Genomic DNA, 21,417 nt, shown 5'->3' with positions numbered 1-21,417 from the left:
TGGTTGACCGAGAGTTCCCACGCGACGCCGTCGACCCCGCACGACGACGACCCCGACCTCCCGGCAGCGGTCCTCTTCGACCGCGACGGCACCCTCGTCGAGGACGTGCCCTACAACGGCGACCCCGCCCTGGTGCGGCTCATGCCGACCGCCCGCGACGCCGTCGAGGCCGTCCGGGCGGCGGGCATCCCCGTCGGCGTCGTGAGCAACCAGTCCGGTGTCGCCCGAGGTCTGCTGACCCGAGCCCAGGTCGACGCGGTGCGGCAGCGCGTGGAGGAACTCCTCGGACCGTTCTCCGTCTGGGCCGTCTGCCCGCACGGCCCCGGCGACGGCTGCGGCTGCCGCAAACCGGCACCCGGCCTGGTGCGCGCCGCGTGCGAACAGCTCGGCGTCCCGGCCGGACGCACCGCCGTCATCGGCGACATCGGGGCCGACATGGGCGCCGCCCGCGCCGCCGGAGCCCACGGCGTACTGGTCCCCACGCCGGTCACCCGCGCCGAGGAGATCGCGTCCGCCGGCGCCGTGGCCCCCGATCTGCTCACCGCGGTCGGTCTTCTCCTCGGCCCGCCAAAAGCAGCGCGCCGGGCGGCGGTCGCCGGCGCCCCCGGGGCCCGGCCCGGGGAGGGGGAGCGGCGATGACCGGCACCCGAGACCTTCCGCGCACCCTCGTCGTACGTCTCGACAGTGCGGGCGACGTGCTGCTCGCCGGGCCCGCCGTGCGCGCCGTCGCGGCCGGCTCCTCGCACACCGCCCTGCTGTGCGGACCGCAGGGCGTCCACGCGGGCAGGCTCCTGCCCGGCGTGGACGACGTACTGGTGTACGACGCGCCGTGGGTGGGCCTGGAGGCCGCGCAGGTGTCCCGCGAGGCGACGCGGCACGTGCTCGACGCGGTCGCGGCGGGCGGCTTCGACCGGGCCCTGATCCTCGTCTCCTACCACCAGAGCCCTCTGCCCGTCGCGCTGCTCCTGAAGCTCGCCGGGATCGGCTGGACGGCCGCCGACAGCGAGGACTACCCGGGAGCCCTCCTCGACCTGCGTCACCACCGGCTGCCCCACCGCCACGAGGCCCTGGCCGCCCTGGACCTCGCCGAAGCCGGTGGCTTCGCGCTGCCGCCCGGCGACGACGGGGCGCTGCGGGTGACGACGCCGCCCGACACCACCCTCCTCACCGGCAGCGAGCCCTACGTGGTGCTGCACCCCGGCGCCGCCGTGCCCGCGCGCGCCTGGAGCCCCGAGCGGGCCCGGCGCGCGGCGGTGGCCCTCGCCTCCGACGGGCACCGCGTCGTGGTCACCGGAGGGCCCGACGAGCGGGAACTGACCGCGCTGGTCGCCGGGCGGCACGCCCTCGACCTCGGCGGCGCCACCGATCTGCGGCACCTGGCGGGCGTGCTCGCGGGCGCACGGGTGGCGGTCGTCGGCAACACCGGGCCCGGACACCTCGCCGCCGCCGTGGGAACCCCCGTGGCCAGCCTGTTCGCGCCGGTGGTGCCGGCCGAGCGCTGGGGCCCGTACGGCGTACGGCATGTGCTGCTCGGCGACCAGCGCGCGCGGTGCGCGGACAGCCGGGCGCGCACCTGCCCGCTGCCGGGCCACCCCTGCCTCGACGGCGTCGGCGACGCCGAGGTGCTCGCCGCCGTGGCCCTGCTCGCCGACGACACAGCCACCCTCCGGACGTGCCCGCGACCGGCGACGTCCCTGTCCCACCCGCCGACCGGAACGGGCCGTACGCCCGGTACGGAACGAGGAGCGACCGTATGAACATCCTGCTGTGGCACGTGCATGGTTCCTGGACGACCTCGTTCGTGCAGGGACCCCACACCTACCTCGTTCCCGTGACACCGGACCGCGGCCCCGACGGCCTCGGCCGGGCCCGGACGTTCTCCTGGCCCGACTCGGTGCGCGAGGTCACGCCCGACGAACTGCGCGACGCCGAGGTGGACCTGATCGTCTTCCAGCGACCGCACGAACCGGATCTTGCCGAACGCTGGCTCGGCGGCCGGCGCCCCGGACGTGACGTGCCCGCCGTGTACCTGGAGCACAACGCACCGGACGGCGACGTTCCCAGCACCCGGCACCCGTGCGCCGACCGCGACGACCTGACGCTCGTCCACGTCACGCACTTCAACCGGCTGTTCTGGGACAACGGCACCACCCGCACCGAGGTGATCGAGCACGGCATCGTCGACCCGGGCCACCAGTACATCGGCCACCTCCCCCGGGCCGCCGTCGTCGTCAACGAACCGGTGCGCCGCGGCCGTTACACCGGCACAGACCTCCTGGCCGACCTGAGCCGGGCGGCCCCCCTCGACGTCTTCGGCATGCGGACCGAAGGCCTCGCCGCGCATCTGGGCGTCCCCGAGGAGCGCTGCCGCACCGCCGACCTGCCGCAGAGCGAACTGCACGTGGCGCTCGCGGAGCGTCGTCTGTATCTGCACCCGGTGCGCTGGACGTCCCTCGGCCTCTCCCTCCTGGAGGCCATGCACCTGGGCATGCCGGTCGTGGCGCTCGCCACCACGGAGGCGGTCGAGGCCATTCCGCGCGGCGCCGGCACGCTCTCCACCCGCCCCGAGGTCCTGGCGCGGGCCGCCCGGCGCTACCTGGAAGAACCGGAGGCAGCGGCCGAGGACGGCGCACGCGCCCGACAGGCCGCTCTCGAAAGGTACGGACTCAAGCGCTTCCTCGACGACTGGGAGCGCGTGATGACGGAGGCGATCTCATGACCTCGTTCCTGAACCCCTTCGACTCCGGTGCCCTCGGTGCGGGGCCCGTGGGTCCCGCGGGTCCCGGGGCTCTTTCGATCGCACTCGTCTCGGAACACGCGAGTCCGCTCGCCGCCCTGGGCGGCGTGGACGCGGGCGGCCAGAACGTCCACGTCGCCTGCCTCGCCGGCGCGCTCGCCGACCGCGGCCACCGGGTGACCGTCTACACCCGCCGTGACGCGACCGACCTGCCCGAACGCGTGGCGCTGCGCGCCGGCGTGGAGGTGCACCATGTGCCCGCGGGACCACCCGAGCAGATACCCAAGGACGAACTCCTGCCCCACATGGGGGAGTTCGGCCGCTACCTGGCGCGCGTCTGGCGCAGCCGGCCGCCCGACCTGGTGCACTCGCACTTCTGGATGTCCGGTCTCGCCGCGCTGCGGGCCACGCGTGAACTGGGCCTGCCCCTGCTGCACACGTACCACGCCCTCGGCACGGTGAAGCGACGCCACCAGCAGTTCGCCGACACCAGCCCACCCAAGCGGATCTCCCTGGAGACGGAGGTGGGCCTCGGCTGCGACCGGGTCATCGCCACCTGCCGGGACGAGGTCGCCGAACTGGGCAGGATGGGAGTCCCCGCCGCCAAGGTGGGCATCGTGCCGTGCGGCGTCGACACCGACCTTTTCACCCCGCGGGGGCCGGTGGCCGAGCGCGGCGCCCAACGGCACCAGGTGCTCCAACTGGGCCGGCTCGTCCCGCGCAAGGGCGCGGCGGTCTCCGTCGCCGCGCTGGCCGAGCTGCCCGAGACCGAACTCGTCGTGGTCGGCGGCCCGCCCGCCGAGCGCCTTGACCAGGACCCCGAGATCCGCCGGCTGCGCACGCTGGCCCGCGAGGCGGGTGTCGCCGACCGGGTCCGCTTCACCGGCGGCGTACCGACCACCGACGTACCGGCGTTGCTGCGCGCGGCCGACGTCGTGCTGTGCCCCGCGGACTACGAACCGTTCGGCATCGTGCCGCTGGAGGCGATGGCGTGCGGCAGGCCGGTCGTCGCCAGCGCCGTCGGCGGGCAGCTGGACACGGTCGCCGACCCGGCCACGGGCCGCCTCGTGCCGCCGCGCGATCCGGAGGCACTGGCCCGCGCCGTCGCCGAACTCCTCGGCGACCCCGTGCTCCGCGAGGCGAGCGGTGAGGCGGGCCGCCGTCGCGTTCTGCGCCGGTACGACTGGGGTCAGGTCGCGGCGGCCACCGAGGCGGCGTACTGCGAGGTCCTGGACGCCAAGCCCGTCGTGACGAGGGCCGGGGCCGTGTGAGGACCGCACCGGACAGCCGGCCCGGCGGCAGGGGCGCGGCCTCTGCCGCCGGGGGCGCTCCCCGGCCGACGGCGGCCTCGCCGAACGATCGTGAAGCACCGACACCCGAAGGAGGTGCGGGCTCCCGACGTCCTCAGTGACGCGGTACGCCCGATCAACATGAGCGAATCCCCTGCACTCGACGCCGCTCAGCTGCACTGCCGGTCACTGGAGCAGGCGCTCGGCCGACTGCGCCGGGACAGCCTCGGCCGGATCGCGGACTGGGGTGGCCGGCTGGCCGCCGCACTGCCCGCCGGCAGCCGTCTCCTCGCCGCGGGCAACGGCGGCAGCGCCGCCCAGGCCCAGCACCTGACCGCCGAACTGGTGGGCCGCTACCGGCAGGAGCGGCCCGCGTACTCGGCCATCTCCCTGCACGCGGAGACCTCCAGCATGACCGCCATCGGCAACGACTACGGCTTCGACCACGTGTTCGCCCGCCAGGTCTCCGCACACGGCAGGCCCGGCGACATCCTCATCCTGCTGTCCACGTCCGGCCGCAGCGCCAATCTGATCACGGCGGCGATGGCCGGCCGGGCCGCCGGGCTGCGCGTCTGGGCGCTCACCGGCCCCGGCCCGAACCCGCTGGGCGAAGCCGCCGACGACGTGCTGTACATCGACGGCGAGACCACGGCGACCGTGCAGGAAGCCCACCTCGTCGCCGTCCACCTGCTGTGCGAGGCCTTCGACGCGGCACTCTCCGAGCCCGTCGTGGCCACCGCGGGCCGCATCGCGCCCCGCGACGTGGTCCACGTCAACGGGAGCGTCTCGTGACGGGGCCGAAGCCGCTCGTGGTCGTCGGGGACGTACTCCTCGACGAGGACATCGAAGGCACCGCCAGCCGGCTCTCCCCGGACGCCCCCGCTCCCGTCGTCGACGTCGCCGTCGACCGGCGCCATCCCGGCGGGGCGGGCCTCGCCGCCGCGCTCGCGGCACGAGGCGGCCGTGAGGTGACCCTGGTGACCGCGCTCGGCGACGACCCCGCGAGCGAGGCCGTCCGGCGCGAACTCCGCGGGCGGGTACGGCTCGTGGAGCTGCCGCTGAACGGCACCCTGCCGGTGAAGACACGCGTCCTGGCGTCCGGCCGCCCCCTGGTACGCATCGACAGGGGCGGCGGCACACCGGGCGAGCCGGACGCGGCGGTGCGCGACGCGCTGGCCGGGGCCCACGCCGTCCTCGTCGCGGACTACGGACGGAACACCGCGAGCGCCGTACGGGAGCACCTGGCGGCCGTCACCCCCCGCACCCCGCTGGTGTGGGACCCCCACCCCAAGGGCGACGTCCCCGTACCGGGCGCGCGGCTCGTCACCCCCAACGCGGCGGAGACCCGTGCGCTGTGCCCGGGCGACGACGAGACGCTGCGCGCGTACGCCCGGCGGGGCGCGGAGCTGGCGGACCGCTGGCAGGCCGCCGGAGTGGCCGTGACCCTGGGTGAGCGCGGGGTGCTCCTGACCCGCCCGGACTCCGGTACGCCGATGCTCGTGCCGTCGCCCTACCGCGCGACCGGCGACCCGTGCGGCGCCGGTGACTGCTTCGCCGCCGTCACGGCCGCGGCGCTCGCCGACGGGGCGCTGCCGGAGGAGGCCCTCCAGCGGGCCGTGGCCGAGGCCGCCGCCTTCGTCTCGGCGGGTGGAGCCACGAACCCGGCGCTGTGGCGGACGACGCCCGCGCACCGTGCCGCGTCCGGACGCGGCACCGACGCCTTCGCCCTCGCCGAACAGGTGCGGGCACGAGGTGGCACGGTGGTGGCGACCGGCGGCTGCTTCGATCTCCTGCACGCCGGGCACGTCGGTCTGCTGGAGAGCGCCCGGCGCATCGGCGACTGCCTGATCGTCTGCCTCAACTCCGACGAGTCGCTCACCCGCCGCAAAGGCCCCGGACGCCCGCTGAACAAGGAGGCGGACCGGGTCCGCGTCCTCGAGGCGCTCGGCAGCGTCGACGCCGTGGCCGTCTTCGAGGAGGACACCCCGCAGGTTCTGCTCGGCAAGCTGCGGCCGGACGTGTGGGTCAAGGGCGGCGACTACTCCGTCCAGGACCTCCCCGAGGCCGAGACCCTGCGCGCGTGGGGCGGCCAGGCCGTCGTCCTGCCGTACCTCGACGGCCGCTCCACCACTCTGCTGGCCAGCCGCGCCGCGGCAGCGGCGGCACGGCCGTCCGCCCCCTGAGCGGCACGGTCGTCCGCCCCCTGAGCGGCACGGTCGTCCGCACCCTGAGCCGAGAGGCCCTCCGACGTGAGCGAAGAAACCACGCGTCCACCGCGCCCAGAGGCGTCTGTGCCCGGCTTGTCTGCGCCGGGTCCGTCAGCGCCTGGCCTGTCTGCGCCCGACGCGTCTGCGCCCGACGCGTCCGTGCCGGACCCGCCCGCGCCCGACCCCTCCGTGCCCGACCCGCCCCCGCCCTGCGCCTCAGCGGTGGAGCGCCCCCGAGTGCTGGTGTTGCGGGCCCTGGGGCTGGGGGATCTGCTGACCGTGGTGCCGGCGCTGCGGGCCCTGCGGCGGCGGCTGCCCGCGCACGAGATCGTGCTGGCCGCGCCCGAGCGGCTCACCGCGCCCGCCGTCGCGACCGGCCTGGTGGACCGGCTGCTGCCCGCGTCGGCCGCCGACCGGGCGGTACCCGCCGACCTGGCCTGGACGGGTCCGGCCCCCGATGTCGCCGTGGACCTGCACGGCAACGGCCCGCCCAGCCATCTGCTGCTCCAGCGGCTGCGTCCCGGGCGGCTCCTCGCCTACGCGCATCCGGACACGCCCGGCATCGAGGGACCCGTGTGGCGGGACGACGAGCACGAGCGGGACCGGTGGTGCCGACTGCTGTCCTGGTACGGCATCGAGGCGGACCCCACGGACGTGGGCATTTCGCAGCCCCCGACGCCCTCCCCGGCGCCCGGCGCGGTGGTGGTCCACCCGGGGGCCGACGCGGGCGCCCGGCGCTGGCCGCCGCAGCGGTTCGCCGCCGTGGCCAAGGAGTTGCACGCCCGCGGGCACCGCGTCGTGGTGACCGCCGGGGCGGGGGAGGCGGCGACCGCGCTGCGCGTGGCAAAGGAGGCGGGACTGCCGACGAACGCCGTGCTCGGCGGTGCCGAGGACGTGCCGTTCGAGCAACTGACGGCGCTCGTGGCGCATGCCCGCTGCGTCATCGTCGGAGACACCGGCCTCGCCCACCTGGCGACGGCGCTCGGTACGCCCTCGGTCGTCCTGTTCGGCCCGGTGGCGCCACGGTTGTGGGGCCCTCCGGCCGACGCACGCCACCGGGTGCTGTGGCACCCGGACGGCGACGACTCCGCGCGCCCCGGCGACGCCCACGGCAGCCGCCCGGACGAGCGGCTGCTGCGGATCACGCCCGCCGAGGTCCTGGCGGCGGTACGGGATCTACCACCGGAACCAGGCCCCCGATCGACCGCGGCAGCCGGGCGGATGCCGGTTTCCGGCGGGTGAGGGGGGCGAAACGGCCGCCGCCCGGGAGAGGGGTGCACGCCCCCCGGCACCGGCGTTCACCCGTGACGGCGTACGCGGACTCGGCGTCCCGGCAGGCGCTGCCAAGACAAGGCGCGGTCAGGCGGCCGTGCTCAGCGCCGGCTGTCCGGCGACGTCCCGCGCGTCCTCACGCACAAGCACCGGCGCCGCGTTCCCGCGCCTGCGGAGCAGGAAGCCCGCCCCGATCGAACCGGCGATGATCAGGCCGCCGGAGACGAGGGCGCCGCGGGCGCCGGCCAGCTCCATGAGGAGGCCGAGCGCGGGCGGTCCGCCCAGGCCCCAGGCGGTGCTGACGCTTCCCCAGACGCCGAGCACGCGACCGCGCAGATGCGCGGGCGGGTCGGTCTGCAGGACGGTCGTCCCCGCCGTGTCGGAGACCGACTCGACCACGGCCATCGGCAGGACGAGGACCAGCAGAATGGCGAACGAGGGCGAGAATCCCGCCACCACTTGGAGCAGCGCGCCGGCAGCGGCGAGCGTGCCCACGAGCCGCACGGACGGCTTGCGCAGCCGGGCCCCGAGCACCGCGCCGATGATGCCTCCGACGGCGAGGACGGTGGAGACCGTGCCGAACGATCCGGCGCCGCCGGCGAGCGGCCCGGTGACGAGCACGGCCAGGGTGAGGTTGTAGTTCCGCCCGAAGACCGCGCTGACGCCGGTGATGCCCGCGAGGGCCACGAGCCGGGGACGCCGCATGAAGTAGGCGAGGCCCTGCCGGACGGTCATGTTCTCGCCGACCGGCGCGGGGCCGCCGGGCGCGGGGCTCTTCGGTACCGGACTGTTCGGTACCGGACTGTTCGGTACCGGACTGTTCGGCACCGAAGCCACGGACCCGTCGCCCGCGGCCTGCCGCAGCGCCCCGTACGCCGGACGCAGGAAGGGGATGACCAAGGCGACGAAGAGGAACGACACCCCGTTGGCGGCATAGGCGGCGGCCGTGCCGAGGAACCCGACCGTGATGCCGCCGAGCGCGGCACCGGCGAGGCGGCCCGCGCTGTGGACCAGCGAGCCCACGCCGATGGCGGAGGGAACGTCCTCCGGCGGCACGAGGTCATTGCCCAGCAGGGCGCACGCGGGCCCGTCGACCGTGGCGATGACGCCGGTGACGGCGGCAAGACCCATGAGGACGGTCAGGTTGAGCCCGCCGGTCGCCACGAGGACAGCGGTGGTGAAGGCGATGGCGCCGAGCAGAGCCTGGCTCACCGAGGCGGTGAGCTTGCGGGGCCAGCGGTCGACGGCGGCGCCGCCCACCAGGCTCATCAGGAGCGCGGGCGCGGCCTGCACGGACATCGAGAGACCCGTGGCGGCGGCGGACCCGGTGATCTGCAGCACCAGCAGGTTCTGCACGGTGAGCTGCATCCACGTGCCGGCGTTCGACACGAAATTGGCGACGGACCACCAGCGCATGCTGCGGTACCGCAGGGACCGCCACGGCGACCGGGACCCGGCCGTGGGCGGCACGGGAGCGTCCTCGACGGCCGATGCATGCGTGGGGTCGGACGGGGCAGCAGAGGTGGAGGAGGAAGAAGGCGCGGGCGAGGCAGGAGAGGAAGACACAGAAGCACTCGAAGACTCGGGGACAAGTCCGTCAGGACTCAGGGGGCGGTCTCGGCGGGAGCTGTGGACACCGGCTGCACTGCGCGGTCACTCCACCGGATCAGTAAGGGACACCGCGCTGCGGGAGGGGTGTCGGCAGGACGCGCCAAGTGGCACGTGGACGCTCCGGAGTACGGCGATGACCATCGTGGCAGACGAGATCGCCGAGCCCTGAGACGGCTCTGCCGACCGCGCCGCCGAACGTTCCCAAGTGCCGTCCCCCGCAAGGGCTTTGGCGCTTCTGGTGTGCTTGCTCACACGGAACTTCCGCGAGGTCACGGACCGAAGGTCAAGCCCCGTCTGCGGTGACTGGGGCCACAGTCGCACCCTGTCTCCGGGCCGCCTCGAAGTGCCGGACGGCCCGCGGACCGTCACAGTGGGAAGCGGGGCGGTCGCGGAGCGCACCGCCGTAACCGGCACGAAGAAAGGCACAGCCATGGGCGGCGCAGCGCAGGTCGACCTCCGCGGCAAGCAGGCTCTGGTGACCGGCGCGGCCCGGGGCCTCGGCGCCTCGATCGCAAGGAAACTGGCGGCGGCCGGTGCGAGCGTCCTGGTCGCCGACGTCCGCAAGGATCTGGCCGTAGAGCTCTGTGACGAGCTCACCGGCGAGGGCCGCGACGCCCGGTTCGTGGAGATGGACGTACGGGACGCGGATGGCGTCGCGGAAGTCTTCCAGGAACTGGAAGACAGCGGCCGACCGGTCGACATCCTGGTCAACAACGCCGCCGTGGACGTCTCCAAGCCCATCGAGCACCTGACGGCCGACGAGGTGAGACGCGTCGTCGAGACCAATCTGCTCGGGCCGATGTACCTGTGCCTGGAGACCTACCGGCGCATGATCGCCCGCGGTGGCGGCCACATCGTGAACATCCTGTCCACCGCCGCGAACCGGACGTGGACCGAGGCGGGGCCGTACGCGGCGGGCAAGTCGGGTCTGCGCGCGTTCACCCACACGCTGTTCCAGGAAGCCCAGCGCGACTGCGTGGGGATCGGCGTCACCGGGATCATCGCGGGCGGCATGGAGACCCCGTTCATCCTGGAACGCTTCCCGGACGCCGACGTGACCATGCTGCAGAGCCCCGACATCGTGGCCGACACGGTCCTGTACGCGCTCTCGGTCCCGGCCGGCAGCGTGGTGGGCGAACTGGTCGTCGTCCCCCGCAGGGAGCCGTCCTGGCCGTGACGGGCCCGAGTGTGCGCGTAAGGCGCGGAGCGCCACAGCGGCGTACGCGCAGCCACGCATGTCATGCCCTACGCCCAGCGTCCCCCACGGCCCAGCCTCGCACGCCCCCTACGCCCGGACCCCGCGCGTCACGGCAACCGCACAGGTCACGGCAACCGCACACGTCCATGTCTGGAACGCGGACGGCGGGGCACCCGAGGCACTGCCGGCCGGGGAAGGCCCCGGTTGCCCGGCCCCTCCCGCAGGCAGTCATCCGTAACGCGGAAGGAAGGTCTCGCTCATGACGCCGACCATGTTCTCCATGACGCCGCAGCCACCTCCTCCGTGGCAGAAGGCGATGGTGACCGCGGGCGCCGGCTTTCTCGGTTCGCATCTGTGCGAACACCTGCTGGACGCCGGAGTGGCAGTCGACTGCGTGGACGACCCGTCCACGGGCCCCGCCCACCACGTCGGGCATCTGGCGGGCCGCCCCGGATTCCGCTTGCTGGAACTCGACCTCGCGCGGCCCGGCTGCCCCGACACCCTCGCCGGGCCCTACGACCTCGTGGTGCACTTCGCCTGCCCCGCCGTGGAGACTGTCGCGCGCCCGCTGGAGACACTCGACGCCGCGAGCCTCGGCACCCGCAACGCCCTGGCCGTCGCCGAGCGGGACGACGCGCGGTTCCTGCTCGCCTCCACCTGCCTCCTCCACGCGGACCCGGCCGGGGCGCACACCGCGTACGACGAGTCCCAGCGCTTCGCCGAGGCGCTGACCACCGCGTACGTGGGCGCCAAAGAGGCCGACGCGGGCATCGTGCGGGTCTTCCCCGCGTACGGACCGCGCATGGGCTCCGGCGACGGCGGGGTGATCCCCGGCCTCATCCGGCAGGCCCTGACCGGTGGGCCGGTGACCGTTCCTGGTGACGGCAGCGGTACGCCCTCGCTGTGCTACGTCGACGACACGGTCGAGGGCATGCTCCTGGTGGCCGCGAGCCGCTCGGTGCGGCCGGTCGACATCGGCGGCGATCACGGGCCGACCGTGAGGGAGATCGCCGGCCGGGTGCTCGACCTGACCGGCTCCGACGCCCGCCTGGAGTTCACCGGGGCACCCGCCGAAGCCCCCGAGCCGCCCGCCCCCGCGACGGGCTTCGCCCACGAGCTCTTCGGCTGGACGCCCAAGGTCCTGCTGGACGACGGACTCAAGCGCACCATCGCTCACTTCACCGAGCGCGCCGCGGCGGGCAGCGGGCCGCCGGGCGCCGAGGGAGGCGTACGCCATGCGTGTTCCTGGTGACGACGTGCGGGGCGGCCCCCTCACGGTGTCCGCGCAGGGTATGGGGAAGGCGCTCGTCGTCTGCCTGGACGGCATGAGCGGAGTCCTCCTGGCCGGACCCGCGGTCCGCGCGGTCGCGGCCGGGGCCGACCACGTGACGATGTTGTGCGGGCCGCGCGGCGCGTCCGCCGCCGCGCTGCTGCCCCACGTCGACGAGGTCCTCGTCTGGGAGGCCCCCTGGGAGGGAACCCGCCCGCCCACGGTGGACGAGGCGGACGTCGAAGGTCTGCTGCGGAGCTTGCGGGAGGCGGCGTACGACGTCGCCCTAGTCGTCACGTCCTTCGAGCAGAGCCCGTTGCCCATCGCGCTCCTGCTGCGGATGGCCCACGTCCCCCGTATCGGGGCCGAAAGCTCCGACCACATGGGCACCCTCATCGACGTGCGGCACCGCCGGTTGCCCGGTCGGCACGACGCCGAAGCGGCGCTCGACACGGCCGCGGCCCTCGGCTTCCTGCCCAGGGCCGGCGACGACGGCCGGCTCCGTGTGCTCCCGACCCCCGACACGACCGGCCTCACCGGCAACGGCCCGTACGTCGTGCTGCATCCGGGCACGTCGGCGCTGGACCGGGCCTGGGACGCCGGACGCGCGGCGGAGGCGGTCGCCCTGCTCGCCGACGCCGGCCACCGCGTCGTCGTCACCGGCGGGCCCCAGGAGAACGCCCTGACCCGGCGGGTCAGCGGCGACACGGCCGTCGACCTCGGCGGCCGCACCGACCTGCGGACCCTGGCGGGCGTACTGCGTACGGCCGATGTCGTCGTCGCGGGCGACACGGGACCCGCCCACCTGGCCGCCGCGACCGGTACCCCGGTCGTCTCCGTCGGCTCCCCGGCCGTGCCCGCGGAACGCCGGAGCCCCTACGGCGTGCCCGCGGTCCTCCTCGGGGACCAGCCCAACCCCGGCGCGGACACCGGCCGTCCCGGCCTCAACGAGGCACTGCCGGACGACGTGGTGCGTGCGGTGCAGAAACTTCTGAAGGAGTGCACGTGAGCGCAGCATCCCCGCGCACCACCGTCGCGGTGATCACGCGGAACCGCCGAGAGAGCGTGCTGCGCACCCTGGACCGGCTCGCCGCGCTGCCGGAGCGGCCGCCCGTCATCGTCGTGGACAACGGCTCCACCGATGCGACGGCCGAGGCGGTGCGTGCCCACGACATCGGCGCCCACGTCGTCGAGGCGGGACGCAACACCGGGGCCCTGGGCCGCAATCTCGCGGTGCGGCACGCCACCACGCCGTACGTGGCGTTCAGCGACGACGACTCCTGGTGGGGCCCGGGAGCTCTCGACACCGCCGCCGACCTTCTCGACGCGCACCCACGCCTGGGCCTCCTGGCCGCCCGCACCCTGGTCGGCCCCGAAGCACGCGAGGACCCGCTCAACCGCGTGCTCGCCGACTCACCGCTGCCGCCCGCCCACGACCTCCCCGGCCGCCCCGTCCTCGGCTTCCTCGCCTGCGCGGCGGTGGCCCGGCGCCAGGCCTTCCTGGAAGCGGGCGGCTACCACCGGGTGCTGTTCTTCGGCGGGGAGGAGACCCTGCTCGCCTACGACTTGGCGGCCCGCGGCTGGGGCGTGACCTACGAGCCCTCCGTGACGGCCCACCACCACCCCGATCCCCGCACGCGGCCCGGCCGCTCCGCGGTGCAACGGCGCAACGCCCTGCTCACCGCCTGGCTCCGGCGGCCCTTCACGGTGGCCCTGCGCGGCACCGCGCACCTCGCCGCGGCGGCCGCCCGCGGGGAAAGGGACGCGGCGACGGCCCTCAAAGGCGTACTCACCCGCCTCCCCGCCGCTCTCCACGCCCGGGAACCACTGCCCGCCCCGATCGAGAGCGCGGCCCGCCTACTGGACCGCGTCCCTTCATGACCACTCCGGAACCACAGAGCGGATGACCACCCCCGAACCACCAAACAGATGACCACCCCCGAACCACCGAGCAGATGACCACCCGACGCACAGGATCAGCGCAGATGACGCACGAGACCCCCCACATGCCCGCCTCCCTCGCGAACGGCGAGGGCGGCTCCGGGCCCGACCCCCGCACGACCGTCGTCGTGATCACCAAGGACCGCCGCACCGAACTGCTGCGCACTCTGCGCACGCTGCGAGAACTCCCCGAGCGGCCACCTGTGATCGTCACCGACAACGACTCGCGCGACGGCACGGCGGAGGCGGTCGCCCGGCAGTTCCCGGAGGTCGAACTGCTGCGGCCAGGACGCAACCTGGGGGCGGTGGGGCGCAACCTCGCAGTCCGCCACGCCCGGACGCCGTACGTGGCGTTCTGCGACGACGACACCTGGTGGGAGCCGGGTTCCCTGCGGCGGGCCGCGGACCTCCTCGACGCGCATCCGCCCCTCGCGGCCGTGACGGCCCGCATCGTGGTCGAGCCGTCCGGACAGGAGGACCCCGTCGTGGCGGAGTTGCGCGACTCCCCGCTCTCGGGCCCCGACTGGCTGCCCGGCCCCGCCCTGGGCTCGTTCCTGGCCGCCGCGACGGTCATCCGTGCCGACGCCTTCCGGGGCGTGGGCGGTTTCCATCCGGGGCTGTGGCTCGGCGGGGAGGAGGAGCTCCTCGCCACCGACCTGCTGACGCGAGGGCACTGGCTGAGCTATGTGCCGGAGCTGACCATCCACCACCACGCCTCGCAGGTCCGTGACAGCACCGACCGGCGCGTCCTCGGCCTGCGCAACACCCTGTGGTTCACGTGGCTGCGCCGCCCACTGCCCTCGGCTCTGCGCCGCACCGGCCATCTGCTGCGCACTGTGCCGAGGGACAAGCCGACCCTGCGTGCGCTCGCCCGGGCGGTGGCGGGGCTGCCCTGGGTCCTGAGAGAGCGGGCCCCCGTCCCCGCTTCGGTCGAGGCCCGCATAGTCGCTCTGGAGAAGGCACGCCGCCACTCCACGGCCCGCCGTTACGTCGGCTGAGAGCCGCTCAGGTCAGCAAAAATGGTCAGCATCGGGCGCTGAGGTGTCGCAGCATGCTCATTGATGTCGGCCCGGGTGATGCCCGATTGCCTCAGGCAGCAGCCAAGTTTCGCGGCTTTCTGTCAGTACCGAGGAATATCGGCATACAGAGATGGGTCGATGGTGAAGACGACTGCCGGCGCGATCAGCGCGACGAAGGCGACGAGGGCGTACGAGGGCCGGCAGACGTTGATCGCCTGAGTCACCAAGTAGTTGATGAAGCCGCACATCAGGAGGTACGGGGTGGTGAGGAGGGCCAGCGCCGCGATGATCGGCCCCATGCCGTTATCCGTGTCCGTCGGGGATGGCGCGGGTGCCCACCCATAACCGGGGAACACCCAGACTTCGAGCAAGCGCCAGGGCACATCCACGATGCTGTTGCCGATATAACCGAGGAGTAAGTTGGCGGCCGCAGGCAGCGTGATGGTGACTGCGACACGGGGCCACTTCGGAGGAGTCTGACCTGCCACTTGTCACGGCAGAGCCAAGATCCGGATCCGCGTACGCACCTACGAGCTCCCCCACCGCTACTCCTGACGCCCAGCACTGCCACTCGAACTTCGATGGCACAAACCTGAAGGGTGCTGCACAAGGCCGTGTTCGGGCAGCCGGGTGCTACCCGGCTCAGCGCGTCGCTGGCCGCTGACCGAAATCCGTCAGCCGCTGCAGAGCCTCGACCCGCCGACCGGGGAAACGACAACACCCCTGCGTCAGGAGCCCACGGGACCGCACCCCGGTTCGCACTCGCCCTGTTGGGCTGCACAGCCCGACTGCTCACGGGTTGCGCAGGCGATGGCGGGAGCCGGGACGTGACAGCCGGCGGTACGGGGGAGAGCCGTCCGGCCCCGCGTGATCGCGACGGTCGCAGCGGATCCGGCACGGGCGACTTCGACAAGGACGGCTACGACGACTTCGTCACCGTCGAAGCGAACCGCGCCTCCGGCGGGTCATGGGCCTGGCACGTAGTCGTCGTCCCGGGCTCCAAGAGCGGACTGGACGCGGCCCGCGCCACGCGTTATAGCGACGTCTACAGCGGCCCACTGCTCCGTGGCGACCTCGACGGCGACGGATTCACGGACCAGGTCGCCACCCGAGAACCCACCCGACCGGGCCGGAAGACCGAGCCGGGCGCCACCTACCAGGCGGTGGTCATGTTCGGCGGTGTGAACGGCCTCGGCAAACCGGTGACCGTGGCCGCCCAGCGCCAGTTCCTCGCGATGGCCGTGGCCGATGTCAACGGTGACGGGGTCCTCGATCACTGACTGTCTGCGCCCGGACCCTCGCCACCCACGGCGTCGCCCGGACGCTCGGAGCACTCCACCCCGACATGGCCTGGGATGGCGACCAGATCCCCCCGCCACGCCGTGGGATGCCGAAATCGATGTCGCCGCCCGGGACTGGTCCTCACCCCCAGCGTGCTCAGCCGGCCCGCCGTCATCATCCAGGTCGAATCCCCCGGGCAATTCGTCTTCTGCTACCCCGCCCAGCGGATCGGAGCCGACCGGGATCGCAGGTCCGGAAAGATCGCGCAAGTGGTTGGCAACGCCCGAGCGGACTTGCTCGCGGACCTCGAAACCGCAGAGACGGGCGCTACGTGTCGTACCAGCGGACCGCGCATGCGGCAGGACTCCTGGAAGGAGCCCATCGCAGTACTCGACGCTCCTCGCTCTGACGGTTACCCGCCCCTCGGCGGCGACTTGGGAGCTGACATAGAGCAAGTGACCGCTCACGCAGGGGATTTGATGCAGTGGAGATCGAGTGCGTTACCCATACGCAATCCCAAGGGCGGGACAAGAGCCCTGGTCGGTGGCAGGATGCACCGCAGCTTGCGCAGCACACAGCGCTGTTGATCTCGCTCGCGCCCTGGTTCGAGCCTGCCCTGGAGGTACTGTGCCCGCTCGTCCCCCGAAGTCCGTTCGTTCCCCGGTGGCTGCCATAGCCCTGACCGCAGTCGCCGGCCTGCTGATGACGGGCTGCACCAGCACCAAGTCCGACGGCGACGGCGACAAGGGCGCCTCGGGGATCAAGCTCGTCTCGTCCGGCAAGATCAAGACCTGCACGCATCTGCCCTATCCGCCGTTCCAGTCGAAGAAGGACGGCAAGATCGTCGGCTTCGACGTGGACCTGGTCGACCTGGTCGCCAAGGAACTGGGGGTCGAGCAGGAGATCGTCAACACACCCTTCGAGGGCATCGAAACCGGCCAGGACTTCAACATCCGCAAGTGCGACCTGGCCGCCGCAGGCATGACGATCACCGACGAGCGCGACAAGGTCATGGACTTCTCGGACCCCTACTTCAACGCCACCCAGGCGCTGATCACCAAGAAGGGGAAGCCCTACAAGACCTTCGAGGATCTCAAGGGGAAGAAGCTCGGCTACCAGAAGGCCACCACCGGCGGCATCTACGCCAAGAAGGAGAGCAAGGGCCTCGACATGGAGCTCGTGGAGTACGAGGACGTCGGCTTGCTGCTCACGGCGGTCAAGGCCGGCAAAGTCGACGCGGGCATCAACGACAACGGCGTGCTCTTCGAATACATCAAGGACAACCCGGACACCGAGGTGACCGCGGAGTTCGACACCGGTGAGAAGTACGGAATCGGCTTCCGCACGGGCAACGACTCACTGCGCACGAAGGTCAACAAGGTCCTCAAGAAGGCCCGGACCGACGGCAGTTACGACAAGATCTACAAGAAGTGGTTCGGCACCACTCCGCAGAGCTGACCTCGAGCATTCAAACGGCTGACCAGAGGAGTTCTGCACGTATGTCCATGTCCCGACGGCGGCGGGCACGACTGTTCCGCGGCGTCCAGTACGCCGTGCTGTTCATCGCCATAGCCGTGTTCGCGCTGGTGGCCGACTGGGGGACACTGCGCCAGGCGTTCTTCGACGTGGAGATCGCCAAGGCGCTGTTCCCCGAGGTGGTCACCACCGCGCTGGTCAACACCGCCTACTACACGCTGCTCGGCTTCGGTTTCGGCCTGGGGCTCGGCGTCGTGCTTGCGCTGATGCGGCTGTCCACGGTGCCTCCGTACCGCTGGATCGCGATCGCCTATATCGAGTTCTTCCGTGGCGTTCCGTCCCTCCTTGTGTTCATCGCGCTCGGCTTCGGTGTGCCGCTGGCCTTCGAGGTCGCGCTCGACATGGACATCACGGTGATGCTGTCTCTGGGCCTGGTGGGCGCCGCCTATATGGCCGAGACGATCCGGGCGGGCATTCTGGCGGTGCCCAAGGGGCAGACGGAGGCGGCCCGTTCACTGGGCATGTCGCAGGGGCGTGCGATGGTGTCGATCGTGATGCCGCAGGCGTTCCGGATCGTGCTGCCGCCGCTGACCAACGAGCTGATCCTGCTCACCAAGGACTCCTCACTGGTGTATCTGCTCGGCCTCTCGCTCGGCCAGTTCGAGCTGGCCAACTTCGGCCGGGACGCGCTGAACGAGCACAAGAGCCTGACCCCGATCCTGATCGCCGGACTGCTGTATCTCGTCATCACCCTCCCGCTCGGCCATCTGGTGCGGCGGCTCGAGGCCCGTACGGCGAAAGCCAGGTGAGCACCATGAAGTTGGACAAGGCACCCGACGCGCCCGCACCTTCGGGTCAGGCGATCGAGGTGCGCGAGCTGCGCAAGTCGTTCGGCGATCTGGAGGTGCTCAAGGGCATCGACCTCACGGTCGGGCGCGGTGACGTGGTCTGCGTCATCGGCCCTTCGGGCTCCGGCAAGTCGACCCTGCTGCGCTGCGTCAATCTCTTGGAAGAGCCCACGTCGGGCACGGTGACGGTGGCCGGTACGGAGGTCACCGACCCCGATGTGGACATCGATCGCGTACGCCGTCGGATCGGCATGGTCTTCCAGTCCTTCAACCTCTTCCCGCACCTCATGGTGCTGGAGAACCTGACCATCGCGCAGCGCCGTGTGCTGCGGCGCGGCAAGGAGGAGGCGGAGCGCATCGCGCGGGCCAACCTCGCGCGGGTGGGCCTCGTCGACAAGGAGCAGTCCTATCCGGCGCAGCTCTCCGGCGGCCAGCAGCAGCGGGTCGCGATCGCTCGGGCGCTGTCCATGGACCCCGAGTTGATGCTCTTCGACGAGCCGACGTCCGCGCTCGACCCCGAACTGGTCGGGGACGTACTCGCGGTGATGCGCTCGCTCGCCCAGGAGGGGATGACGATGCTGGTCGTCACCCATGAGATGAGCTTCGCGCGCGAGGTCGCCGACCGGGTGATCTTCATGGACGACGGAATGATCGTCGAGGAGGGCACGCCCGAACGTGTGGTGGGCGACCCGCAGCACGAGCGGACCCGGACGTTCCTGGCGCGCGTACTCGATCCTGCGGCGGCGGAGGTGGGCGAGGTCCCGGACACCGGACCGCACGAGAAGCGCGTGGACCGCTGAGCGCGCCTCGGGGCGCCCACGGGCAGGTGGGGAGCCTGCCCGCCGGGGCACACGATGTCGGAGAGAGCCTTCGAGTCGAAGGCGTGCCGATGTACAGTGAGGGACGCCCTTGACCTGCACAAAGCAGGCAGGGAGCCGTCTTCCGGGAGTGCCTCATGCTGCGCACCATGTTCAAGTCCAAGATCCACCGTGCCACGGTGACCCAGGCGAACCTGCACTACGTGGGTTCCGTCACCATCGACGCCGATCTCCTCGACGCCGCCGACCTGCTGCCCGGCGAGCTCGTGCACATCGTCGACATCACCAACGGCGCCCGTCTGGAGACCTACACCATCGAGGGCGAACGCGGCAGCGGCGTCATCGGCATCAACGGAGCCGCCGCGCACCTCGTGCACCCCGGCGACAGGGTGATCATCATCAGCTACGCCCAGGTCGACGACGTCGAAGCACGCGCCCTGAAGCCCAAGATCGTGCACGTCGACGGCGAGGACAACCGCATCGTGGCCCTCGGTGACGACGCGGCCGAGCCGGTGCCCGGCGCCGACGACATGGCGCGCAGCCCGCAGGCGGTACGAGCCCAGCGCGGCCCGCAGGCGGTGCAAGACCTTCAGGAGAGCCGATGAGCAGCGGTGAAACCGAGATCCGCGACGACCGGGCGCGCGGCGTCATCGAGGCGCGCGCGGGCGGGGAAGTCGTGGGCCGGATCGTCTACTTCACGCTCGACGCGCCCGAGTCCGCCCTGGTGCCGGTGCACACCGAAGTCGTGCCCGCCCATGAAGGCGAGGGCATCGCGGGATCGCTGACCAGGGAGCTGTACGCGATGGCGGCGCGGGAAGGCGTCGCCGTCGCGCCCCTGTGCCCGTACGTCGTGAAGTGGGCCGAGCGGCACCCCGAGGAGGCGCCCGTCCCCTCCGGAGAGCTGGTCGCCGCCGCCCTGGACAAGGTGAAGTCGGACCCGGCCGCATGGTGACCGCCACGCTCGCCCTGCTGCACACCTCGCCCGTGCACGTCCCCGTCTTCGAGGCGCTGCGGGACCAGGACCACCCGGGATTCGCCCTGCGGCACCTCGTCCACGAGGACCTGCTCGCGCGAGCCCGGGCCGAGGGGCCCGACGCGGTGGCCGACGACATCCAGGAGCTGCTTGCGCGGGCCGTCGCCGAAGGGGCGGAAGCGGTGCTCTGCACCTGCTCGACGATCGGCGCCGTCACCGAGGCCCGCGCCGCGGCCGTCGGCGTACCCCTCGTGCGGGTCGACCGGCCCATGGCGGCCGCCGCCGTCGCGGCGGGGCGGTCCGTGGCTGTTGTCGCCACCCTGGCGAGCACCCTGGGCCCGACCCGCGCCCTCGTCGAGGAGGAAGCCGCCCGCGCCGGGCGGCCTGTCGACGTCACGACCGTCCTGGTGGAGGGCGCCTGGGAGCGGTTCGAGGCCGGGGACCGGGAAGGCCACGTACGTCTGATCGTGAAAGCCGTCGACGCCCTGGACGGCGTCGACTCCGTCGTCCTCGCCCAGGCGTCCATGGCGGACGCGGCGGACCGCGCCACCCTCCCCGTACCGGTCATCTCCAGTCCGCGTCCCGGCCTGCGCGCGGCCGTTCTCCGGTGTGGTGTCGGCGCCAAGTCGTAGGCTGACAGCGGGGGTTGGGCGACCGCTCGGCTCCCGCACATCCCGTCGACTTCGCAGGAGCGGACATGGCGCAGCAGGACGAAGAGGCCGTGATCAGTCCTACCGGCTGGGTGGCCGAGCAGGCCCGCCTGTACGAGGGGTCGGGCGGCACGAAGGGCGCCGGGGTCCAGGGCGTGCCCTGCCTGCTGCTCGACTACCGCGGACGGCGGACGGGACAGCTGCGCCGCACCGTGCTGATCTACGGCCGCGACGGCGACGACTACCTCATCGTGGCCTCCAACGGCGGCGCCGACGAGCACCCCCTGTGGTATCGCAACCTCGTCGCGCAGCCCGACGTACGGCTTCGCGTGGGCACCGAGGAGCGGTTCGCCGCCCGCGCCGAGACCCTGTCGCCCGAGGAGAAGGCGAGGGTCTGGCCGGGTCTGGTCGAGCTGTTCCCCCTCTATGCGGAGTATCAGACCAAGACGGATCGCGACATCCCCGTCGTGCGGCTCAGCCGCACCCGGGACTGAGGTCGGACGGACCGGGGACGCGTGGACTCGGCAGGCGTGGGCACGCGAGGCGGGAGAGAGTGGACACGACCGATCTCCGACCCCGATGGAGGAGACATGACCGTCCCGTATCCCGACCCCGTGCCGCCGAGCCCGATCCCCGACCCGGGCGGGCCGAGTCCGGTGCCGGACCCCGAGCGTCCCACACCGGGCCCCGGCCCCGGCCCCGTGCCGCGCCCCACGCCGGATCCGCCGCCGACCCCGCTCCCGCCGCCGGGACCGGAGCCCGAGACGGAGCCGAAGCCGGTCTGACGGCGGAGCAGGCCGACAGGCCGTTGCCCTGTCCGGTTCCTG

At 72.8% G+C, this 21,417-nt stretch carries 23 protein-coding genes; 21 read left to right on the top strand and 2 right to left on the bottom strand.

The window, feature by feature from the left end:
• Positions 1 to 3 precede the first annotated feature (3 nt).
• The 7 genes from AB0I94_RS39520 to AB0I94_RS39490 all read left to right on the top strand — a co-directional run bounded on the left by AB0I94_RS39520 (position 4) and on the right by AB0I94_RS39490 (position 7,475).
• On the top strand, positions 4 to 639 hold the full coding sequence (locus tag AB0I94_RS39520) for an HAD family hydrolase (protein ID WP_363314643.1): 636 nt from the start codon (positions 4 to 6) through the stop codon (positions 637 to 639).
• Positions 636 to 1,757: a glycosyltransferase family 9 protein gene (locus AB0I94_RS39515; protein ID WP_363314642.1), complete on the top strand. Its 1,122-nt coding sequence runs from the start codon at positions 636 to 638 to the stop codon at positions 1,755 to 1,757. Before AB0I94_RS39520 ends, AB0I94_RS39515 begins: the two co-directional genes overlap by 4 nt.
• A complete protein-coding gene (locus AB0I94_RS39510; RefSeq protein ID WP_363314641.1) occupies positions 1,754 to 2,719 on the top strand; it encodes a glycosyltransferase in 966 nt (321 codons plus the stop codon). Before AB0I94_RS39515 ends, AB0I94_RS39510 begins: the two co-directional genes overlap by 4 nt.
• The gene (locus AB0I94_RS39505; RefSeq protein WP_363314640.1) at positions 2,716 to 4,008 is read left to right on the top strand and encodes a glycosyltransferase; all 1,293 of its coding nucleotides are present in this window, start codon (positions 2,716 to 2,718) and stop codon (positions 4,006 to 4,008) included. Before AB0I94_RS39510 ends, AB0I94_RS39505 begins: the two co-directional genes overlap by 4 nt.
• Before the next feature lie 159 nt (positions 4,009 to 4,167).
• Positions 4,168 to 4,818, top strand: coding sequence for an SIS domain-containing protein (locus tag AB0I94_RS39500; protein WP_363314639.1), 651 nt, complete (start codon positions 4,168 to 4,170; stop codon positions 4,816 to 4,818).
• Positions 4,815 to 6,209, top strand: coding sequence for a D-glycero-beta-D-manno-heptose 1-phosphate adenylyltransferase (gene rfaE2 / locus AB0I94_RS39495; RefSeq protein WP_363314638.1), 1,395 nt, complete (start codon positions 4,815 to 4,817; stop codon positions 6,207 to 6,209). Before AB0I94_RS39500 ends, rfaE2 begins: the two co-directional genes overlap by 4 nt.
• A 246-nt stretch (positions 6,210 to 6,455) precedes the next feature.
• Positions 6,456 to 7,475 carry a glycosyltransferase family 9 protein gene (locus AB0I94_RS39490; RefSeq protein ID WP_363314656.1) on the top strand — a complete coding sequence of 340 codons (1,020 nt, stop codon included), beginning with the start codon at positions 6,456 to 6,458 and terminating at the stop codon, positions 7,473 to 7,475.
• Positions 7,476 to 7,592: 117 nt separating this feature from the next.
• On the opposite strand, the gene AB0I94_RS39485 is transcribed toward AB0I94_RS39490, so the two are convergent.
• Positions 7,593 to 8,975, bottom strand: coding sequence for an MFS transporter (locus AB0I94_RS39485; protein ID WP_363314637.1), 1,383 nt, complete (start codon positions 8,973 to 8,975; stop codon positions 7,593 to 7,595).
• A gap of 571 nt (positions 8,976 to 9,546) precedes the next feature.
• On the opposite strand from AB0I94_RS39485, the gene AB0I94_RS39480 reads away from it, so the two are divergent.
• The 5 genes from AB0I94_RS39480 to AB0I94_RS39460 all read left to right on the top strand — a co-directional run bounded on the left by AB0I94_RS39480 (position 9,547) and on the right by AB0I94_RS39460 (position 14,523).
• On the top strand, positions 9,547 to 10,293 hold the full coding sequence (locus AB0I94_RS39480) for an SDR family oxidoreductase (protein ID WP_363314636.1): 747 nt from the start codon (positions 9,547 to 9,549) through the stop codon (positions 10,291 to 10,293).
• A 280-nt stretch (positions 10,294 to 10,573) separates the two neighbouring features.
• A complete protein-coding gene (locus AB0I94_RS39475; RefSeq protein ID WP_363314635.1) occupies positions 10,574 to 11,566 on the top strand; it encodes an NAD-dependent epimerase/dehydratase family protein in 993 nt (330 codons plus the stop codon).
• Between the two features lie 40 nt (positions 11,567 to 11,606).
• Positions 11,607 to 12,593: a glycosyltransferase family 9 protein gene (locus AB0I94_RS39470; RefSeq protein ID WP_363314655.1), complete on the top strand. Its 987-nt coding sequence runs from the start codon at positions 11,607 to 11,609 to the stop codon at positions 12,591 to 12,593.
• Positions 12,590 to 13,465, top strand: a complete 876-nt coding sequence (locus AB0I94_RS39465; RefSeq protein ID WP_363314634.1) for a glycosyltransferase — start codon at positions 12,590 to 12,592, stop codon at positions 13,463 to 13,465. Before AB0I94_RS39470 ends, AB0I94_RS39465 begins: the two co-directional genes overlap by 4 nt.
• A gap of 125 nt (positions 13,466 to 13,590) precedes the next feature.
• On the top strand, positions 13,591 to 14,523 hold the full coding sequence (locus AB0I94_RS39460) for a glycosyltransferase (RefSeq protein ID WP_363314654.1): 933 nt from the start codon (positions 13,591 to 13,593) through the stop codon (positions 14,521 to 14,523).
• A 122-nt stretch (positions 14,524 to 14,645) separates the two neighbouring features.
• On the opposite strand, the gene AB0I94_RS39455 is transcribed toward AB0I94_RS39460, so the two are convergent.
• Entirely contained in the window at positions 14,646 to 14,843 is a 198-nt protein-coding gene (locus AB0I94_RS39455) for a hypothetical protein (RefSeq protein WP_363314633.1), read from the bottom strand.
• Between the two features lie 528 nt (positions 14,844 to 15,371).
• On the opposite strand from AB0I94_RS39455, the gene AB0I94_RS39450 reads away from it, so the two are divergent.
• The 9 genes from AB0I94_RS39450 to AB0I94_RS39410 all read left to right on the top strand — a co-directional run bounded on the left by AB0I94_RS39450 (position 15,372) and on the right by AB0I94_RS39410 (position 21,375).
• Positions 15,372 to 15,824 (top strand): hypothetical protein, encoded by a 453-nt coding sequence (locus tag AB0I94_RS39450; RefSeq protein WP_363314632.1) that lies wholly within the window; start codon positions 15,372 to 15,374, stop codon positions 15,822 to 15,824.
• A gap of 703 nt (positions 15,825 to 16,527) precedes the next feature.
• Entirely contained in the window at positions 16,528 to 17,283 is a 756-nt protein-coding gene (locus AB0I94_RS39445) for an ABC transporter substrate-binding protein (protein WP_363314653.1), read from the top strand.
• Between the two features lie 41 nt (positions 17,284 to 17,324).
• Entirely contained in the window at positions 17,325 to 18,110 is a 786-nt protein-coding gene (locus AB0I94_RS39440) for an amino acid ABC transporter permease (protein ID WP_363314631.1), read from the top strand.
• Between the two features lie 5 nt (positions 18,111 to 18,115).
• On the top strand, positions 18,116 to 18,949 hold the full coding sequence (locus tag AB0I94_RS39435; protein ID WP_363314630.1) for an amino acid ABC transporter ATP-binding protein: 834 nt from the start codon (positions 18,116 to 18,118) through the stop codon (positions 18,947 to 18,949).
• 155 nt (positions 18,950 to 19,104) lie between these two features.
• Positions 19,105 to 19,572, top strand: coding sequence for an aspartate 1-decarboxylase (gene panD / locus AB0I94_RS39430; protein ID WP_363314629.1), 468 nt, complete (start codon positions 19,105 to 19,107; stop codon positions 19,570 to 19,572).
• Positions 19,569 to 19,919, top strand: a complete 351-nt coding sequence (locus AB0I94_RS39425) for a GNAT family N-acetyltransferase (RefSeq protein WP_363314628.1) — start codon at positions 19,569 to 19,571, stop codon at positions 19,917 to 19,919. The genes panD and AB0I94_RS39425 overlap by 4 nt, the downstream gene beginning before the upstream one ends.
• On the top strand, positions 19,913 to 20,572 hold the full coding sequence (locus AB0I94_RS39420) for an aspartate/glutamate racemase family protein (protein WP_363314627.1): 660 nt from the start codon (positions 19,913 to 19,915) through the stop codon (positions 20,570 to 20,572). The genes AB0I94_RS39425 and AB0I94_RS39420 overlap by 7 nt, the downstream gene beginning before the upstream one ends.
• A gap of 65 nt (positions 20,573 to 20,637) precedes the next feature.
• A complete protein-coding gene (locus AB0I94_RS39415; RefSeq protein ID WP_363314626.1) occupies positions 20,638 to 21,084 on the top strand; it encodes a nitroreductase family deazaflavin-dependent oxidoreductase in 447 nt (148 codons plus the stop codon).
• A 96-nt stretch (positions 21,085 to 21,180) separates the two neighbouring features.
• Positions 21,181 to 21,375: a hypothetical protein gene (locus tag AB0I94_RS39410; RefSeq protein WP_363314625.1), complete on the top strand. Its 195-nt coding sequence runs from the start codon at positions 21,181 to 21,183 to the stop codon at positions 21,373 to 21,375.
• Positions 21,376 to 21,417: the final 42 nt, after the last annotated feature.

Source organism: Streptomyces sp. NPDC050147, from assembly GCF_040660195.1.
GTDB lineage: Bacteria > Actinomycetota > Actinomycetes > Streptomycetales > Streptomycetaceae > Streptomyces.
Note: the sequence above shows the minus strand (reverse complement) of the source record. Positions and strands in the feature narration are given on the sequence as shown.

What these genes read in the sequence shown, in the direction of transcription:
- AB0I94_RS39515 (WP_363314642.1), top strand. Translation starts at nt 636, where the DNA reads ATGACCGGCACCCGAGACCTTCCGCGCACCCTCGTCGTACGTCTCGAC.
- AB0I94_RS39510 (WP_363314641.1), top strand. Translation starts at nt 1,754, where the DNA reads ATGAACATCCTGCTGTGGCACGTGCATGGTTCCTGGACGACCTCGTTC.
- AB0I94_RS39505 (WP_363314640.1), top strand. Translation starts at nt 2,716, where the DNA reads ATGACCTCGTTCCTGAACCCCTTCGACTCCGGTGCCCTCGGTGCGGGG.
- AB0I94_RS39500 (WP_363314639.1), top strand. Translation starts at nt 4,168, where the DNA reads ATGAGCGAATCCCCTGCACTCGACGCCGCTCAGCTGCACTGCCGGTCA.
- AB0I94_RS39480 (WP_363314636.1), top strand. Translation starts at nt 9,547, where the DNA reads ATGGGCGGCGCAGCGCAGGTCGACCTCCGCGGCAAGCAGGCTCTGGTG.
- AB0I94_RS39475 (WP_363314635.1), top strand. Translation starts at nt 10,574, where the DNA reads ATGACGCCGACCATGTTCTCCATGACGCCGCAGCCACCTCCTCCGTGG.
- AB0I94_RS39470 (WP_363314655.1), top strand. Translation starts at nt 11,607, where the DNA reads ATGGGGAAGGCGCTCGTCGTCTGCCTGGACGGCATGAGCGGAGTCCTC.
- AB0I94_RS39460 (WP_363314654.1), top strand. Translation starts at nt 13,591, where the DNA reads ATGCCCGCCTCCCTCGCGAACGGCGAGGGCGGCTCCGGGCCCGACCCC.
- AB0I94_RS39455 (WP_363314633.1), bottom strand. Translation starts at nt 14,843, where the DNA reads ATGGGGCCGATCATCGCGGCGCTGGCCCTCCTCACCACCCCGTACCTC.
- AB0I94_RS39445 (WP_363314653.1), top strand. Translation starts at nt 16,528, where the DNA reads ATGACGGGCTGCACCAGCACCAAGTCCGACGGCGACGGCGACAAGGGC.
- AB0I94_RS39440 (WP_363314631.1), top strand. Translation starts at nt 17,325, where the DNA reads ATGTCCATGTCCCGACGGCGGCGGGCACGACTGTTCCGCGGCGTCCAG.
- AB0I94_RS39435 (WP_363314630.1), top strand. Translation starts at nt 18,116, where the DNA reads ATGAAGTTGGACAAGGCACCCGACGCGCCCGCACCTTCGGGTCAGGCG.
- panD (WP_363314629.1), top strand. Translation starts at nt 19,105, where the DNA reads ATGCTGCGCACCATGTTCAAGTCCAAGATCCACCGTGCCACGGTGACC.
- AB0I94_RS39425 (WP_363314628.1), top strand. Translation starts at nt 19,569, where the DNA reads ATGAGCAGCGGTGAAACCGAGATCCGCGACGACCGGGCGCGCGGCGTC.
- AB0I94_RS39420 (WP_363314627.1), top strand. Translation starts at nt 19,913, where the DNA reads ATGGTGACCGCCACGCTCGCCCTGCTGCACACCTCGCCCGTGCACGTC.
- AB0I94_RS39415 (WP_363314626.1), top strand. Translation starts at nt 20,638, where the DNA reads ATGGCGCAGCAGGACGAAGAGGCCGTGATCAGTCCTACCGGCTGGGTG.
- AB0I94_RS39410 (WP_363314625.1), top strand. Translation starts at nt 21,181, where the DNA reads ATGACCGTCCCGTATCCCGACCCCGTGCCGCCGAGCCCGATCCCCGAC.